A 17330-nucleotide genomic window follows, 5' to 3' on the forward strand; every position below is an offset into this window, starting at 1 on the left:
GGCATCAGGCCCGCCATCCGGCCGAACGCATGCGATTTCGTTGCCCCGATTTTCTCAATTCCAATTCAGGCGGATCAATCATGAGCAGCAGCTACACAATCGACGATCTCAGGAAGGATGTCGCCGAAGGGCGCATCGATACGGTTCTCGCCTGCCAGGTGGACATGCAGGGCCGGCTGATGGGCAAGCGGTTCCAGGCGGAGTATTTCGTCGAGAGCGCCTGGAAGGAAACGCACAGCTGCAACTATCTGATCGCCACCGACATGGAGATGGAGACCGTCTCCGGCTACAAGGCGACGAGCTGGGAAAAGGGCTATGGCGACTATACGATGAAGCCGGACCTGGCGACGTTGCGACGCATTCCCTGGCTCGAAGGCACGGCGCTGGTGCTCTGCGATGTGCTCGACCATCACACGCATGAGGAAGTCGCCCATTCGCCGCGGGCAATCCTGAAGAAGCAGGTGAAACGCCTCGAAGATATGGGCATGAAGGCCTATATGGCCTCCGAGCTCGAATTCTTCCTGTTCGACCAGACTTATGAGGCCGCGCATACCTCGGGCTACCGCAACCTCAAGCTCGCCAGCGCCTATAACGAGGACTACCACATCTTTCAGACCACCAAGGAAGAGGAGGTGATGCGGGCGATCCGCACCGGGCTGCAGGGGGCCGGCATTCCGGTCGAAAACTCCAAGGGCGAGGCTTCCGCCGGCCAAGAGGAGATCAATGTGCGCTATGCCGATGCGCTCGCCATGGCCGACCGGCATGCGATCATCAAGAACGGCTGCAAGGAGATCGCCTGGTCGAAAGGCAAGGCCATCACCTTCCTTGCCAAGTGGAATTACAACGCCGCCGGCAGTTCCTCGCATATCCACCAGTCGCTCTGGAGCCTGGAGGAAAAACCGCTGTTCTTCGACCATGCCGGCAAATACGGAATGTCGCCGCTGATGCATAATTATGTTGCCGGGCTTCTCGCCCATGCCAGCGAGATCACCTATTTCCTGGCGCCTTACATCAACTCCTACAAGCGCTTCATGGCCGGCACCTTTGCGCCGACCAAGGCGATCTGGAGCAAGGACAACCGCACCGCCGGCTATCGCCTCTGCGGCGAGGAAACCAAGGGCATCCGCATCGAATGCCGCGTCGGCGGCTCCGATCTCAATCCTTACCTCGCCTTCGCCGCACTGCTTGCCGCCGGCATCGATGGGATCGAGAACAAGATGGAGTTGGAAGCTCCCTTCGTCGGCGACGCCTATGGCGGCAAGGATATTCGCGAAATCCCGCGCACGCTGCGGGCGGCGACGACGGCGATGACGGAATCGGCGATGCTGCGCAAAGCCTTCGGCGACGAGGTGATCGACCATTACACCCGCGCTGCCGAATGGGAGCAGGAAGAATACGACCGCCGCATCACCGATTGGGAAGTGGCGCGCGGGTTCGAAAGAGCTTAGTACGGGATTGCGGGCTGCTTGCCCCTCACCCTAACTGCCGGGGCCGAGCCGCTGGTCTCGACCCGTCCTTCGGACCCCCGTTTTGGGAGAGGGGACTTGCCACACGGATTGCTTGAGAGTTCGGAAAACGGTGCGGCATAACACCTTCTCCCCGCGAGCGGGGAGAAGGTGCCGGCAGGCGGATGAGGGGCTGCGGCCTCACTCAATTTTTGATCAATACGAGGACGGAAATCGATCATGGCAATGATCCAATGCATTTCACCGGTCGACGGATCGGTTTACGCGGAGCGTCCGGCGCTTTCGCTCGAGGCCGCCAAGGAAGCTGTCTTGCGCGCCCGCAAGGCGCAGAAGGCCTGGGCGAAACGGCCGCTCGAAGAGCGTGTACAGCTGGTGCTGAAGGGCGCCGCGCGGCTGAACGAGATGTCCGACACCGTCGTGCCGGAGCTTGCCTGGCAGATGGGCCGGCCGATCAAGTATGGCGGCGAATACAAGGGATTCAACGAGCGTTCCAACTATGTCGCCTCGATCGCTGCCGATGCGTTGGCGCCCGTTGTCGTCGAGGAGAGCGAGCGGTTCGAGCGGCGTATCGAGCGCGAGGCGCATGGCGTCGTCTTCGTCGTCGCGCCGTGGAACTATCCCTATATGACGGCGATCAACACGATCGCGCCGGCGCTGATGGCCGGCAATACGGTGGTGCTGAAACATGCCTCGCAGACGCTGCTCGTCGGTGAGCGGCTGGTGCAGGCCTTTACCGAGGCCGGTGTTCCAGAGGACGTGTTCCAGAACGTCTTCCTCGATCACGAAACGACCTCAGCGCTGATTGCCGCCGGCAGTTTCAATTTCGTCAACTTCACCGGATCGGTCGAAGGCGGGCGGTCGATGGAGCGAGCGGCTGCCGGCACCTTCACCGGTCTTGGCCTCGAACTCGGCGGCAAGGATCCGGGTTACGTCATGGAAGACGCCGATCTCGAGGCGGCCGTCGATACGCTGATGGACGGCGCCACCTACAATTCCGGCCAGTGCTGCTGCGGGATCGAGCGCGTCTATGTGCATGAATCGCTCTACGACGCCTTCGTCGAGAAGTCGGTTGCCTGGGTGTCGAACTACAAGCTCGGCAATCCGCTTGATCCCGAGACTTCGCTCGGGCCGATGGCGAACAAGCGTTTCGCCAAGGTGGTGCGCGAGCAGATCGCCGATGCGCTTTCCAAGGGCGCCAAGGCGCTGGTCGACCCGAAACTTTTCCCGCAGGATGACGGCGGCGCCTATCTTGCACCCCAGGTTCTCGTCGATGTCGACCATTCCATGGCCTTCATGCGCGAGGAGACGTTCGGTCCGGCTGTCGGCATCATGAAGGTGAAGAGCGACGAGGAGGCACTCGCCTTGATGAACGACAGCCAATACGGGCTGACGGCCTCGCTCTGGACCAAAGATGCCGAGCGGGCAGGGCGTCTCGGCCGCGAGATCGAAACCGGCACCGTTTTCATGAACCGCGCGGACTATCTCGATCCGGCGCTTTGCTGGACCGGAGTCAAGGAAACCGGCCGCGGCGGCTCGCTGTCGATCATCGGTTTCCAGAATCTGACCCGTCCGAAATCCTTCCACCTGAAGAAAGTCACAGCATGAGCAGCAGCAACATTACCGCAAACTGGAGCTATCCCACGTCTGTTAAGCTCGGCCGGGGCCGCATCAGCGAACTGGCCGACGCCTGCAAGAGCCTCGGCATCAAAAAGCCGCTGCTGATCACCGATCGCGGTCTCGCTTCGATGGCGATTACCAAGAACGCACTCGACATCCTCGAAGATGCCGGCCTCGGCCGGGCGATTTTTGCCGATGTCGATCCGAACCCGAACGAGAAGAACCTCGAAGCCGGCGTCAAGGCCTTCAAAGATGGCGGCCATGACGGTGTCGTCGCCTTCGGCGGCGGCTCGGGCCTCGACCTCGGCAAGTGCGTCGCTTTCATGGCCGGCCAGACCCGGCCGGTCTGGGATTTCGAGGATATCGGCGATTGGTGGACGCGCGCGAGCCTCGAGGGCATTGCCCCAATCGTCGCTGTGCCGACGACGGCAGGCACCGGTTCGGAAGTCGGCCGCGCCAGCGTCATCACCAATTCCGAAACGCATGTGAAGAAGATCATCTTTCATCCGAAGTTCCTGCCTGGAGTCGTCGTCTCCGATCCGGAACTGACGGTTGGCATGCCCAAGATCATCACGGCCGGCACCGGCATGGATGCCTTCGCCCATTGCCTGGAAGCCTATTCCTCGCCCTTCTATCACCCGATGTCGGCTGGCATCGCGCTCGAAGGCATGCGGCTCGTCAAGGAATTCCTGCCGCGCGCCTATCGGGAAGGCACCGATCTTGAAGCCCGCGCCAACATGATGGCGGCCGCCGCCATGGGCGCGGTCGCCTTCCAGAAGGGGCTCGGCGCCATCCATGCGCTGTCGCACCCGATCGGCGCCGTCTACAACACCCATCACGGCATGACCAATGCGGTTGTTATGCCGGCGGTGCTGCGCTTCAATCGCAAGGCGATCGAGGAGAAGATCGGCCGGGCCGCCGCCTATCTCGGCATTTCGGGCGGTTTCGACGGCTTCTACGATTATGTGCTGAAGCTTCGCTCCGATCTCGGCGTGCCGGAAACGCTGACGGCAATGGGAATCGCCTCCGACCGCATCGACGAATTGTCGGCCATGGCGATCGAGGATCCGAGTGCCGGCGGCAACCCGGTTGCCATGACGCTCGAAAACACCAAGGCGCTGTTCAGGGATTGCTTCTGAGACGATAGAGAGCGGACCCGCGGATTGGCCCGGAAAGCTTTGGCTTTTCGGGCTTTTTCGATTTCGGGGACATTCTGAATTTTAGCGATGTGAAAAATACCAGCTGCAATTTTGCCGCGCGTATTTAGAATTTGTTAACCATGATTAGAAAGGATGAATTAACCGCACGATGCTCTCCGATGGTGCGTAAAAGAGCAATTCCGGCTCGCACCATTTTCTTTCGAGGACCGAACATGCCCGTCATCACATTCGCAAACACCAAGGGCGGCGCCGGCAAGACGACCGCTGTTCTGCTGCTCGCGACCGAGCTTGCCCGCAAGGGTTTCCGCGTCACCATTCTCGACGCCGACCCGCAGCACTGGATTTCGCGCTGGCACGAGATCTCGGGTCACGTGCCCAATATTTCGGTGATCGATTTCGTGACCACCGCTTCACTGCCGCAGCATATCAGCGAGAATAAGCACAATACCGATTATTTCATCGTCGACCTGCCGGGTGCGCGCAACCCGCTGCTTGCCACCGCCATCGGCCTTTCCGACCATGTGCTGATCCCGATCCAGGGCTGTGCGATGGATGCGCGCGGTGGCGCCCAGGTGCTCGAACTGCTGCAATATCTGGACGAGAAGGCGGGCATCAAGATCGGCCATTCGGTGGTGCTGACCCGGGTCAATTCGATGGTGACGACCCGGGCGCTGCAGCTCGTCAAGTCGCTGCTCAGCGAGCGGCATGTGCCGGTGCTGGATACTGCGATCATCGAACGCTCCGCCTTCCGCGACATCTTCGACTGTGGCGGCACGCTGCACACGATCGACCCCTCGCGCGTTAGCAATCTCGACAAGGCGCGCGAGAACGCGACCTGTTTCGCCGAGGAGATGATGAGCAAGCTGCCGGTCCGGCTGACGGCACCCGCCTACGCAACGAGCCCGATGGTCCGCTCGGCCGCCTGAAATCTCCCACATGAAACGACAAGGCCGCCGGAGCGATCCGGCGGCCTTGTCGCGTTATCGTCGGAATGGTTCAGTCGACGAATTCGACTGTCACGCCAGGCTTGACCATCTTGGCAAGCTCGGTTGCGTCCCAGTTGGTCAGGCGGATGCAGCCGTGGCTCTGGGTGCGGCCGATCTTGGAGGGCTCGGGCGTGCCGTGGATGCCGTAGGTCGGCTTGGAAAGCGCCATCCAGACGGTGCCGACGGGGCCATTCGGGCCGGGCGGAATGTTGAGGATCTTATCGTTGGCACCCTGCTGGAAATTGATCTTCGGATTATAGGTATAGCCGGGATTGAACGCGACGCGCTCGACCGTCACGGTGCCCGACGGGGAGGGCGTGTCGGTGGAGCCGATCGATGCCGGATAGGCGGCAATGAGATTGCCGGCGCCGTCATAGGCGAAGACCTGCTTGCGGCCCTTGTCGGCGATGATGCGGGCGACCTCGCCGCTCTTCGGCTCGCCCGGATTGACGACCTTGATGACCGTGCCGGGGACGCTGAAATCGGCGCCGGGGTTCATCTCCTTGAGGAAGGCCTCGTCCATGTGGAAACGCTCGGCCAGCATTTCGGTGGTCGAGGTAAAGGCAAGCGACGGCAGCAGCGCCTTATGCGAATAGTCTTCCGGGATCGCCGCGACGAAGGGGCCGGCGGCATCGGCCGGCGTGATCGTGTAGCTGACGACCGGCAGACCGCCGTTCATGCGCAGTTCTTCAAGGATGGCGTCGGTATTGTTCGGGTCGAGCTTCGAGCCGGTCATTTGATCATAGGCATAGATCGACTTGGTGACGTTCGAGCCCATATGGCCGTCGATGACGCCCGGCGAGATGCCGGCGCGATCAAGGAAGACCTGCAGCGCGACGATTTCAGGCTTCGACTTGTTCTTCAGCGTGATGACGGGTTCGTCGGGTGCGGTCGTGGGCGCGTCGGCAGGCGGAATCTGCTGGTCAGGCTCGATCGAGGCGTAATCGTCGCCCGACTGCGGATTGCCGATGCTGTTGTCGTCAGGAAAGGGCTCCTCGCCGAGCGGTTGGCGTTCGATCGCAGCGTCGCGCGGAATGCCGCCGGTGACGGCGCCGCGTTCGGAATAACGCGTATCGCCATAGGAATTGTCGTCGGCATAATAGGGATCGTTGCCGTTCTGGTCGGCGTAGACGTCGCTCGGGCCGGGCCGCGGCGGGTAGTAGCCGCGGGCGCGCATCTCGGTGGCGACGACATTGCCGTAGTCGTCGATCAGCACGCGATTGCCGCTGCGGTCGCGGGCGTAGATATAGCCGCGCGGGACATAGTCGAGGATTTCGCCGGTCGGCGTGACCAGGACGACGTCGCTCTGCCGGCGGTCACGAAACTGCTGCGCGCCTGCCTGCGGTGCTGCAGCCGCAAAGGCTGCCAGCACGGCCGCAAGCGAAAATGCCGACTTCAAAAAGCGATTCACGTCTCACACCTCGAACAGTGACTGGGCCGACACACACCCGCGAATTTTGACGCTAGTGTGGAATTTATGAAACCGTGCTGAACAAAATATGAAAATCACTAAGATTTCCTTTTACTCATAAACGTTTGCGTCTCTGCGTCAGTTCCGCAAAATCCATGGTTGCGGCAAAAACACAAGATGGAAACGGCGCGGATTGACGAAGGGCAGTGCGAAACCTAACCCTACAGCGGCCGATAAATCCCTGAGGAGACCCCGAGATGATCGAATTTGCCGCCGCAAGCGGGCCGCGTCTGATGCTCGATGAAACATCGGTGCTGGATATCGGCGGATGCATCGTCGAAGGCGTCGACATCGCGCCGAAGCGCGCCATCCCCGATGACGGCGATCCGCGAATCGATCACTCGCTCGAAGGTTTCCTCTTCACTTGCGGGCCGGATCATATCCGCCATCGCCAGCCGATTGCCGGCCGGGCCGACGGCAAGGTCTATCCGCTGCACGGATCGGCCTCAGGCCATGCGGCCAAGGTGCTGTGGACGAAATACGAAAACGGCAATGCCGAATGCCGCGCCGATATCGACATTGTCACCGTCGAGGGACTGCCGCAGCGCATCGAGCGGCTATGGCGGATCGACGGGGCGACCGGCGAAGTACGGCTCGAGGACCGGGTCGTCAATATCAGCGACCGGACGGTGCCGACCTTCCTGATGTATCACATCAACACCGGCGGCAAATGGCTCGACGCGGGCACGCGGCTCGAAGGGCGGATGCTGGAGAATGGCGGTTTCCCCTGGGCATTCGGCGAGGAGCCGGGCGGTATCTTCTGCGTGCCGGCGCCGGCGACGGAGGCGGGCCTGGCGGAGGTCCGTCTCGGACCGATCGCCGCGATCGGCGGCAGGACACTGAGTGTGCGCTTCCGTGCCGATACGCTGCCCTATCTGCAGGTCTGGCGGAACCAGAAGGCGCCGGCCCATATCATCGGAATAGAGCCGGTCTCGCATCGCTGGATGTTGCGTGACGAGCTCGAGGCCGCCGGCGAATTCAATATGCTGGCGCCCGGCGAAAGCCGCAGCTACGTGCTGAGCTTTGCCTTCCTCTGAGTGAAGTGTTGTTGACGCTCGCCAGCCTCCGTCGTAGACCTTCAGCCTAGGATTTATGAGGAGACAGGACGATGGATATTCGCCAGATCGACGATGAATATTCGGTTTCGGGCCAGATCACGCTCGAGGACCTCGACGAGATCAAGGCGCTGGGGTTCAAATCGATCGTCTGCCACCGCCCCGACCATGAGAGCCCGGATCAGACCTCGTTCTCGGTCATCGAGGCGCGCGCGCGGGAACTCGGCCTCGAGATCACCCATGTGCCTGTTGGGCCAATGGGCGTGACCGAGGAGGCGGTGCAGGGCATGGTCGATGCGCTCGATGAATTCCCGCGGCCGATGCTCGGCTATTGCCGCTCCGGCGCCCGCTCGACGGCGATCTACCAGAAGACCCACCATATCCGCAGCTAGGCCCATTCCGGCTGCCGATTTTCCGGCGCTGCACCGCAGCGCCGTCACTTTTCCATTCACTCAGGAGACTATGATGAGCATTAAGCGTATCGACGTCGGCGCACGCATGAGCGGCGCCGTCATTCACGGCAACACGGTTTATCTCGCAGGCCAGGTCGGCGAGGGCGAAAGCGTCACCGACCAGTGCAAATCCTCGCTTGCCGAAGTCGACCGCCTGCTGGCTGCATCAGGCAGCAGCAAGTCGAAGATCCTGCAGACGATCGTCTATCTCTCCGACATCGCTTATTTCGCCGAGATGAACGCCGCCTGGGAAGCCTGGATCGATCCGGCCAATCCGCCCGCCCGCGCCACCAGCGAAGCCAAGCTCGCTGCGCCGAAATACAAGGTCGAGTTCATCGTCACGGCCGCGATCGACTAAGCTCACTGCTGAATTGCATCAAAGCCGGTAGGTGCGTGACCAATCCGAATGGGGGCGGTCACGGGCTTACCGGCTTTTTGTTTGCGCGATTTCCGAGAGCGTGCGGGTCGGCGTGATCGCCTCGGGATCAAGTTTGACTTCGATGATCGCCGGCTTGCCGCTGTCACGCGCCCGCTCGAAGGCTGCGGCGAATTCCTCTGTCCGCTCCACCGTCTCGCCGTGGCCGCCATAGGCGCGGGCAAGGGCTGCGAAATCGGGATTGGTCAGATCGGTGCTGCTGACGCGGCCGGGATATTCGCGTTCCTGATGCATGCGGATGGTGCCGTACATGCCGTTGTTGACGACGATTGCGATGATCGGCAGGCCGTAGCGGATGGCGGTCGCGAATTCCTGGCCGTGCATCAGGAAACAGCCGTCGCCGGCAAAGCAGATGACCTCGCGCTCGGGAAAGAGCCGTTTGGCGGCGACGGCGGCGGGCAGGCCATAACCCATCGAGCCGGATGTCGGGGCGGCCTGGGTGTTGAAACGGCGGAAACGATGGAAGCGGTGCAGCCAGGTGGCGTAGTTGCCGGCGCCGTTGGTGAAGATCGTATCCGCCGCGGTATTGGCCTCCAGCCATTCCATGATCGGGCCCATGTGAACGGCGCCCGGACCTGTTGCCGGCGGCTTCGACCAGGAAAGATAGGCCTGATGCATGCGCTGCGTGCGCTCCGCCCAGTGCGGTTCGGCCGGCGCTTCGAGATCGGCGAGCGCGGCGACGAAATTATCAGGAGCGGCGCAGATAGCGAGATCCGGGCGGTAGACGCGTCCCAGTTCGGAAGCATCGGGATAGACGTGCACCAGTGATTGCTGGGGGTAGGGGATATCGATCAGCGTATAGGACGAGGACGGCATTTCCGACATGCGGCCGCCAAGAAGGATCAGCAGGTCGCTTTCCTTGATTTCCTTGGCGAGGACCGGATTGATGCCGATGCCGACATCGCCGGCGTAACAGGGATGGAGATGATCGAACAGCATCTGCCGGCGGAAGGAGCAGCCGACGGGAAGCTGGAAACGCTCGGCAAAGCCTGCAAAATCGGCGACGGCATCGGCATCCCAGCGCGTGCCGCCGAGGATCACCATCGGCCGCTCGGCCTTCAGCAGTCTGACATAGAGATCGTCGATCTGGCTGCGGCCGGGATGTGCCTCGACGCTGACGTAACGCTTGGGGCGGGGCGCCTCGACTTCGTCGCGCAGCATATCCTCCGGCAGCGTCAACACGACGGGGCCGGGGCGGCCGGAGGTTGCGATCGCAAAGGCGCGGGTGACGAACTCGGGAATGCGGGCGGCATCGTCGATCTCACCGACCCATTTGGCGAATTCGGTGAAGGCGCGGCGGAATTCGACTTCCTGGAAGGCCTCGCGCTCGCGGGCTTCGCGCTGCACCTGGCCGATGAAGAGGATCATCGGGATCGAATCCTGTCTTGATATATGCAGGCCGGCGGAAGCATTGGTGGCGCCGGGGCCGCGGGTGACCATGCAGATGCCGGGTTCACCGGTCAGCCTGCCCCAGCAATCCGCCATCATCGCCGCTCCGCCCTCCTGGCGGCAGACGAGGACATCGATATCGCTGTCACGCAGGGCATCGAGAACGGCGAGGAAACTCTCGCCGGGCACGCAGGAGAGGCGTTTGACGCCATTGGCCTTCAACGCATCGACGATCAGTTCCCCGCCGGTCTTCTTCATGACGATGTCTCCCTCTCGCGCTCGGCGAGCTCCGCCAGAATTTCTTGCCTGTGTTCGTCGAGGCGCGGGCTCGGCCTGATGTAATGCAGCGGCGTCTCGGACAGCACCACCGGCGTCCTGACCCCGGGGATGAGCGTGCCGGCGGCATCGGCAAGATCGATCCGCAGACCGCGGGCGCGCACCTGCGGATCGGCGAACATCTCCTCGATCGTATTGATCGCGCCGGCAGGCACCCCGTTCTCTTCGCAGGCCTTCAACAGGTCCGCTTTCTGCCATTTCAGCGTCTCGGTCGAAACGAGCCGGCGCAGCTCGGCCCGATTGCCGACCCGGGCCCTGTTGGTGGCGAAACGGTGGTCGGCGGCGATCGTCTCAAGGCGGAGGATGGTGCAGAGGCGAGCGAACTGGCCGTCATTGCCGACGGCAAGAATGAGGTAGCCATCGGCCGCCGGCACGACCTCATAGGGCGAGATATTCGGATGGGCGTTGCCGAGCCGGGTCGGTGCAGCGCCGGAGACGAGGTAGTTCATGTTCTGATTGGCGAGCACGGCCGATTGCACATCGAGCAGCGCCATGTCGACGAGTTGGCCTTCGCCGGTTTTCAAAGCATGGATCAGGGCGGCCTCGATTGCCGAGACGGCATAGATGCCGGTGAAGATATCGGCGATCGCCACACCCGCCTTCATCGGCTGGCCGTCCGGCTCGCCGGTGATCGACATGAAGCCGGACATGCCCTGGACGATGTAATCGTAGCCGGCGAGGCTGGCATAGGGGCCGGTCTGGCCGAAGCCGGTGATCGAGCAGTAGACGAGCTTCGGGTTCAGTCTGCGCAGGCTGTCGTAATCGAGCCCGTATTTGACGAGGCCGCCGAGCTTGAAGTTCTCGATCACCACGTCGGCAGTGGATACCAAGCGGCGGACGAGATCCTGGCCTTCGGGGCTTTTCAGGTCGGCGGCAATGGAGCGTTTGCCGCGATTGGCGGCGTGGTAATAGGCGGCCGAGAGATTTTCGCCGTCGGCACCTTCGACGAAGGGCGGGCCCCATTGGCGCGTATCGTCGCCGCCGTCGGGATTTTCGACCTTGATGACATCGGCGCCGAGATCGGCGAGCATTTGTCCCGCCCAGGGGCCGGCCAGCACGCGGGCGAGCTCGATCACCCGGATTCCCGCAAGCGGCGGTTTTTTCGTCAGGCTCTCGGTCATGGTCCTCCCGGGCAATCTACGGCGCCAGCGTCACCTCAGATGTATCGGATACGGGTTTGGAAGCAAAGCGGCGCTCGCGCCAAAGGATGTAGATGCCGGAGGCGATGATGATCATGATGCCGAGCCATTTGATCGCATCCGGAAAGTCGCCGAAAACAAGCCAGGCGAAGATCGTGGCCGAGACGATCTCGAAATATTGCAGCGGCGCCAGCGTCGAAGCCGGTGCGGCGCGATAGGCGTAGACGCCGAAGATGCCCGCTATCGCGGCCATGGCGCCGACGCCGGCGACATAGAACCAGGCGCTGCCTGCCGGCATGACGGGATCGAAGATATCGGAGCCGCTGCCATCGCCGGCAAGAAGCAGAAGGGTGCAGAAGATGAGGCCCCAGAGGCCCATCTGGAACTGCATCGCCCAGGGATCTTCCTTGTGCGACAGAACGCGGGTCATCAGCACGAAAATGGCGATGCAGAGAGCGCTGAGGATGGGCAGGAGCGCGATGTAGCCGACTTCGTTGAAACTCGGCTGGATGATCAGCATCGCCCCGAAGAAGCCGACGCCGCAGGCGGTGTAGCGCCGCCAGCCGATCACCTCCTTCAGGAAAATGCCGCCGAGGATCGTCACCATGATCGGCTCGACGAAGAAGATCGCGATCGCATCGGCGACCGCCATGTATTTCAGCGTGGTGACGAAGGAAATCATCGAGATGGTGATGATCGCGCCGCGGATGGCATGGAACAGGCTCTGGCGCCAGGAGAAATCGGCAAAGCTGCACCGCCATATGACGATCGGCAGCATGCAGAGCGCCTGCACCGCGAAGCGGCCGGCGGTGATCTCGGCGGAGGGGATGGTGACGACGGCAAGTTTGGCGAAGATATCGATGAGCGGCGAGAACATCACCGAAAGAAACATCAGCGCAAGCCCCATCGTCACGTCGGAAGGGGACGAAACGGGCCGGGCGGAGGTACTGCTCATAGTGGAATTCTCGTTATCCGGGATTTTGGCCGTTCCGGCTTTTGCTGACCGCGCCGTCACACCAGTCCGCGAAGGCGGAAATGGCTGCATCTGCGCCGACCTCATTCAGCGTTTCGTGCCGCGTGTCCTGATATATCTCGGTGCTGATACGGGAGAAGCCATGGCCTTTCAAATGGTTCGACAGCCAGACCACGGCTTTTCCACGCTCCGTCGCCGGATCTTCTGCGCCGCCGACCAGATGGATCGGCAGGTCATGCCGCAGCCGGTCGAGATGGATCTTTTGCGGTGCGCGGAAGGTTAGTTCGAAGACATCGAGCCAGAGCGAAACCGAGGCGTCGAAGCCGCAAAGAGGGTCGGCGACATATTTGTCGACTTCATCGGGAATATGCGAAAGCCAGTCGAATTCCGTGCGGCGGTTGGCAATGGACCGGCCCCAGGCGGCGAAGGTGAGTTTCGGCAGGAGGCCGCTCGGCACGTCCGAGCCTTTCAGCATGCGTTCGGCAATGAGGATCGCCTGGGCGGCTCGGCCGGCAAGACCGACGGCGAAATTCGAATTCCAGACGGCGACCGCGTCGAATTCGGCAGGAGCGGCGACGGCGGCATTGAGCGCGATAAGGCCACCCATCGAATGGCCGAAGAGGATCACCTTTAGGCCGGGATGGCGCGAGGCCGCATGGGCGCGCATGGCCATGATGTCGCCGATCACCCGTTCGACTCCATCCCGCCGCGCGAAGCGGCCGATCGGCGCGTCGAGCGCCGTCGTCTCGCCATGGCCGCGGTGATCATGGGCATAGACGTGATAGCCGCGCGCCGCCATCGCCTCGGCAAAGCGGCGATACCGCTTCGAGTGCTCCGCCAGGCCGTGCGATATCAACAGAATGCCGCATGCGGGGCCGGTGGCCTCGGCATGGTGATAAGCCAGCGATGCTCCCGGCACGGAGAGCCATTGCGTTTCAGAAAACATTCGGATCCTACCTGCCGCAGCAGAACAGATCGCTAGCGCATAATTTCCGAAAGCGAAATCGCTTTAAGCAATTATGCTTCAACTCAAAGTGACAAAGCGTCGGGTGCGTGACTTTAAGGCGCCGAACGCAGTCGATAACAAATTAAAGGAATATTTGCGATTCAGGGTTGCTGTCGTTTACTCTTTGTGCTTATCTGTTCCTGTATTGTTCTTCTATGGGGGTTGAAATGAGCAGCATGCAGTTGCGTACCTTGACGTTCGCCGTATCGATGGCCCTTGCCGGCGCCGCCATGGCGCAGGAGGCCACGGGACGCACCCGTTTCATTCTTGCGGCGAGCTGGCAGCCCGCCTTCTGTCAGACAAACCAGAAGAAGGCCGAATGCGCAAGCCAGACCGGCGAGCGCCACGACGCAACGAATTTCTCGCTGCACGGTCTCTGGCCGATGCGACAAGATTATTGCGGCGTCAGCGACGACCAGAAGGCTGCCGACAAGGACGGCAAATGGTCTACACTGCCGGCGGTCACGCTTTCGGCCGAGACGCAGGCGGCGCTGGCCAAGGCGATGCCCGGCACGCAGTCCGGCCTGGAACGGCACGAATGGACAAAGCATGGCACCTGCACGAAAATGAGCGCGGAAGATTATTTCGGCGTCAGCGTCCATCTCGTGAGTGCGCTCAACGCATCGGCCGTGCGCGACCTCTTCGCCGCCAATATCGGCAAGACGGTCAAGTCCGATGCGATCAAGGCGGCTTTCGACAAGAGCTTCGGGCCGGGTGCGGGCGACCGCGTCAAGATGAGCTGCCGGCGGGCCGGCAATGTCAGGATGATCAGCGAGCTGACGATCGGGCTGTCTCAGGATGCGGGAACGGCGGCGGCAAAAAGCGGCGGCCTTGGCGATCTGATCCAGGGGGCGGGAAAAACCTCTTTCGGCTGCGATGAAGGTGTCGTCGATGCGGCGGGCTTCTGACCGGAATCCTGCCTAAACCGGGTTTCGGCGTTGCCCACAGGCGCTGTTTCGCCTACATAGCGGCACGAAACGAAGTTTCCCGCCCGGAGCAGCGCAGCATGGCACGTCAATTCATCTATCATATGTCCGGCCTCAACAAGGCCTATGGCAACAAGAAGATCCTGGAGAACATCCACCTTTCTTTCTACCCGGATGCCAAGATCGGCATCCTCGGGCCGAACGGCGCCGGTAAATCCACTGTGCTGCGCATCATTGCCGGCCAGGACAAGGAGTATACGGGCGAAGCCTGGCTGGCCGAGGGTGCCACCGTCGGCTATCTCGAGCAGGAACCGCGTCTCGACCCGAACAAGACGGTGTTCGAAAACGTCATGGAAGGCGTTGCCTCGAAGACGGCGATCCTCGATCGCTACAACGAATTGATGATGAACTATTCCGACGAGACCGCGGAAGAGGGCGCCAAGCTGCAGGACATCATCGACAGCCAGAACCTCTGGGATCTGGAAAGCCAGGTCGAGATGGCGATGGAAGCCCTGCGCTGCCCGCCGCGCGACGCCGATGTCACCAGCCTGTCCGGTGGTGAACGCCGCCGTATCGCGCTCTGCCGCCTGCTGCTTTCGCAGCCGGATCTGCTGTTGCTCGACGAACCGACCAACCATCTCGACGCCGAAACCATCGCCTGGCTCGAAAAGCATCTGCGCGACTATCCCGGCGCGGTGATGATGATCACCCACGATCGTTACTTCCTCGACAACGTCACCGGATGGATCCTCGAACTCGACCGCGGCCGCGGCATTCCCTACGAAGGCAATTACTCGGCCTACCTGCAGGCGAAAGCCAAGCGCATGCTGCAGGAAAACCGCGAAGAGGCCTCGCGCCAGAAGGCCATCAGCCGCGAACAGGAATGGATCGCCTCCAGCCCGAAGGCGCGTCAGGCCAAGTCCAAGGCGCGTATCAAGTCATACGAGCAGTTGGTGGATGCCGCCGAAAAGCAGCGTCCCGGCGACGCGCAGATCATCATCCCGGTCAGCGAGCGCCTCGGCCAGGTGGTCATTGAGATGGAAGGCATCACCAAGGGCTTCGAGGGCCGCACACTGATCAACGACCTGTCGATCAAACTGCCGCCCGGCGGCATCGTCGGCATTATCGGGCCGAACGGCGCCGGCAAGACGACGCTGTTCAGGATGATCACCGGCCAGGAAAAGCCGGATAGCGGTTCGATCCGCATCGGCGAGACCGTGCATCTCGGTTATGTCGACCAGAGCCGTGACGCGCTTGCCGCCGACAAGACGGTCTGGGAGGAAATCTCCGGCGGCGCCGAAATCATCAAGCTCGGTAAGTTCGACATGAACTCCCGTGCCTATTGCGGCGCCTTCAACTTCAAGGGCGGCGATCAGCAGCAGAAGGTCGGCAATCTCTCCGGCGGTCAGCGCAATCGAGTTCACCTTGCCAAGATGCTGAAGGCCGGCGGCAATGTCCTGCTGCTCGACGAGCCGACCAACGACCTCGACACGGAAACGCTGGGCGCGCTGGAAAACGCGCTGGAAAACTTCGCCGGCTGCGCCATCATCATCAGCCACGACCGCATGTTCCTCGACCGTTTGGCAACACACATTCTCGCTTTCGAAGGCGAGGGCCATGTCGAATGGTTCGAAGGCAACTTCGAGGATTATGAACAGGACAAGATCCGCCGCCTCGGCCCCGATGCCCTCAACCCGGGCAGCCAGGCGCATAAGCGCCTGACGCGCTGATCGTCCTTCTTTTCGATTGAGAAAGCCCCGGTTTGCCCGGGGCTTTTTCGTATCCGGCCCTGTCGCAATTTGAGCAGGCAATTTCGCGGAGAGTGCGAATTGCCGCTTGCCACCGCTTTTCAAATCACATAAAGATATCTTTATATCTTGATTGGGCTAATGATGAGTGAACCTTTGAAGCTTGGACTGGATGGTTTGGTGGACGTCTTGAAGGCGGCCGGCGAGCCGACGCGTCTGCGGCTTCTGGCGCTTCTCGACGCCGGCGATCTGACGGTCACCGATCTGACCGAAATTCTCGGCCAGTCCCAGCCGCGTATCTCCCGCCACTTGAAGCTGCTTGGCGAGGCCGAACTGATTGAGCGCTATCAGGAAGGCGCCTGGGCCTATTTCCGCCTCAAGCAGGACGGCAAGGCGGCAATGCTCGTGCGGGCCTTGCTGAAGCATGTCTCCGAAAACGATCCGACCGTCCTTCGTGACGGCGAGCGGCTGTCGGCGGTCAAACGCCAGCGGGCCGAGCGGGCGCAGGCCTATTTCAGCCGCAACGCGGCGGAATGGGACGAACTTCGCCGCCTGCATGCGGCCGACGAGGAAGTCGATGCCGCCGTCATCCGGCTGCTCGGCAGCCAGCCGATCGATTCGCTGCTCGATCTCGGCACCGGCACCGGCCGCATCCTCGAACTCCTGGCCGGGCTCTACCGCCGGGCGATCGGTGTCGATGCCAGCCGCGACATGCTGAGCGTGGCGCGCGCCAATCTCGACAAGTCCCGCATCACCAAGGCCACCGTGCGCCACGCCGATATTTTGAACCTGCCGTTCGAGGGACAGGATTTCGACCTGGTAACGATCCACCAGGTGCTGCATTTCTTCGACCAGCCGGAGATTGCCATCACCGAAGCGGCACGGATGCTGCGGCCGGGCGGCCGGCTCGTCGTCATCGACCTTGCGCCGCATACGCTCGAATATCTCCGCGACGAGCATGCGCATGTCCGCCTCGGCTTTTCGCACCAGGCGATGTCCGACTGGCTGCGCAAGGCCGGGCTCGATGTCGAGCAGGTCGTCGATCTTCATCCGGGTCAGCAGAGCGGGCAGGGGCTGACGGTCACCGTCTGGCTCGCGCGCGATCCGAGGCGCCTGATGGCTTCGCAACTAAGCGAAGGCGCCGAACCTACATTTGCCGGGAGAGTATGA

At 61.9% G+C, this 17330-nt stretch carries 15 protein-coding genes; 10 read left to right on the forward strand and 5 right to left on the reverse strand.

The annotated features are described in order from the left end of the window. The first annotated feature begins 80 nt into the window (after positions 1-80). From MHI61_RS08945 to MHI61_RS08960, 4 genes are all read left to right on the forward strand, one after another. Positions 81-1448, forward strand: a complete 1368-nt coding sequence (locus tag MHI61_RS08945) for a glutamine synthetase family protein (RefSeq protein WP_239791718.1) — start codon at positions 81-83, stop codon at positions 1446-1448. A gap of 237 nt (positions 1449-1685) precedes the next feature. Then, positions 1686-3071, forward strand: a complete 1386-nt coding sequence (locus MHI61_RS08950; RefSeq protein WP_239791719.1) for an aldehyde dehydrogenase family protein — start codon at positions 1686-1688, stop codon at positions 3069-3071. Next, positions 3068-4222, forward strand: coding sequence for an iron-containing alcohol dehydrogenase (locus MHI61_RS08955; RefSeq protein WP_239791720.1), 1155 nt, complete (start codon positions 3068-3070; stop codon positions 4220-4222). The genes MHI61_RS08950 and MHI61_RS08955 overlap by 4 nt, the downstream gene beginning before the upstream one ends. Positions 4223-4455: 233 nt before the next feature. Beyond that, on the forward strand, positions 4456-5169 hold the full coding sequence (locus MHI61_RS08960; protein WP_239791721.1) for a ParA family protein: 714 nt from the start codon (positions 4456-4458) through the stop codon (positions 5167-5169). Between the two features lie 70 nt (positions 5170-5239). Here the strand turns inward: MHI61_RS08960 and MHI61_RS08965 are convergent, their stop codons facing one another. Next, on the reverse strand, positions 5240-6640 hold the full coding sequence (locus MHI61_RS08965; RefSeq protein ID WP_239791722.1) for a L,D-transpeptidase: 1401 nt from the start codon (positions 6638-6640) through the stop codon (positions 5240-5242). Positions 6641-6897: 257 nt separating this feature from the next. On the opposite strand from MHI61_RS08965, the gene MHI61_RS08970 reads away from it, so the two are divergent. From MHI61_RS08970 to MHI61_RS08980, 3 genes are all read left to right on the forward strand, one after another. Beyond that, positions 6898-7737, forward strand: coding sequence for a DUF4432 family protein (locus MHI61_RS08970; RefSeq protein ID WP_239791723.1), 840 nt, complete (start codon positions 6898-6900; stop codon positions 7735-7737). A gap of 71 nt (positions 7738-7808) precedes the next feature. After that, entirely contained in the window at positions 7809-8147 is a 339-nt protein-coding gene (locus MHI61_RS08975) for a TIGR01244 family sulfur transferase (protein ID WP_012484529.1), read from the forward strand. Positions 8148-8220: 73 nt separating this feature from the next. After that, positions 8221-8565, forward strand: a complete 345-nt coding sequence (locus MHI61_RS08980; protein ID WP_239791724.1) for a RidA family protein — start codon at positions 8221-8223, stop codon at positions 8563-8565. 66 nt (positions 8566-8631) lie between these two features. Here MHI61_RS08980 and MHI61_RS08985 read toward each other — a convergent pair whose 3' ends face one another. Genes MHI61_RS08985 through MHI61_RS09000 form a run of 4 tightly spaced genes read right to left on the reverse strand, consistent with a single transcriptional unit; the run spans position 8632 to position 13426 of the window. Beyond that, on the reverse strand, positions 8632-10290 hold the full coding sequence (locus tag MHI61_RS08985; protein WP_239791725.1) for a thiamine pyrophosphate-binding protein: 1659 nt from the start codon (positions 10288-10290) through the stop codon (positions 8632-8634). Continuing rightward, positions 10287-11489: a CaiB/BaiF CoA-transferase family protein gene (locus MHI61_RS08990; protein WP_239791726.1), complete on the reverse strand. Its 1203-nt coding sequence runs from the start codon at positions 11487-11489 to the stop codon at positions 10287-10289. The genes MHI61_RS08985 and MHI61_RS08990 overlap by 4 nt, the downstream gene beginning before the upstream one ends. Before the next feature lie 16 nt (positions 11490-11505). Then, the gene (locus MHI61_RS08995; protein ID WP_239791727.1) at positions 11506-12462 is read right to left on the reverse strand and encodes a DMT family transporter; all 957 of its coding nucleotides are present in this window, start codon (positions 12460-12462) and stop codon (positions 11506-11508) included. A 13-nt stretch (positions 12463-12475) separates the two neighbouring features. Continuing rightward, complete coding sequence (locus tag MHI61_RS09000) at positions 12476-13426, reverse strand: alpha/beta hydrolase (protein WP_239791728.1); 951 nt, start codon at positions 13424-13426, stop codon at positions 12476-12478. A gap of 227 nt (positions 13427-13653) precedes the next feature. Between MHI61_RS09000 and MHI61_RS09005 the strand changes: the two genes are divergently transcribed. The 3 genes from MHI61_RS09005 (at position 13654) to MHI61_RS09015 (ending at position 17330) form a co-directional block, all read left to right on the forward strand. Continuing rightward, the gene (locus tag MHI61_RS09005; protein WP_239791729.1) at positions 13654-14394 is read left to right on the forward strand and encodes a ribonuclease; all 741 of its coding nucleotides are present in this window, start codon (positions 13654-13656) and stop codon (positions 14392-14394) included. A gap of 98 nt (positions 14395-14492) precedes the next feature. After that, entirely contained in the window at positions 14493-16142 is a 1650-nt protein-coding gene (ettA, locus tag MHI61_RS09010; RefSeq protein ID WP_239791730.1) for an energy-dependent translational throttle protein EttA, read from the forward strand. Positions 16143-16304: 162 nt separating this feature from the next. Beyond that, entirely contained in the window at positions 16305-17330 is a 1026-nt protein-coding gene (locus tag MHI61_RS09015) for a metalloregulator ArsR/SmtB family transcription factor (RefSeq protein ID WP_239791731.1), read from the forward strand.

The organism is Rhizobium sp. K102, from assembly GCF_022385315.1.
GTDB classification, from domain to species: Bacteria; Pseudomonadota; Alphaproteobacteria; order Rhizobiales; family Rhizobiaceae; genus Rhizobium; species Rhizobium croatiense.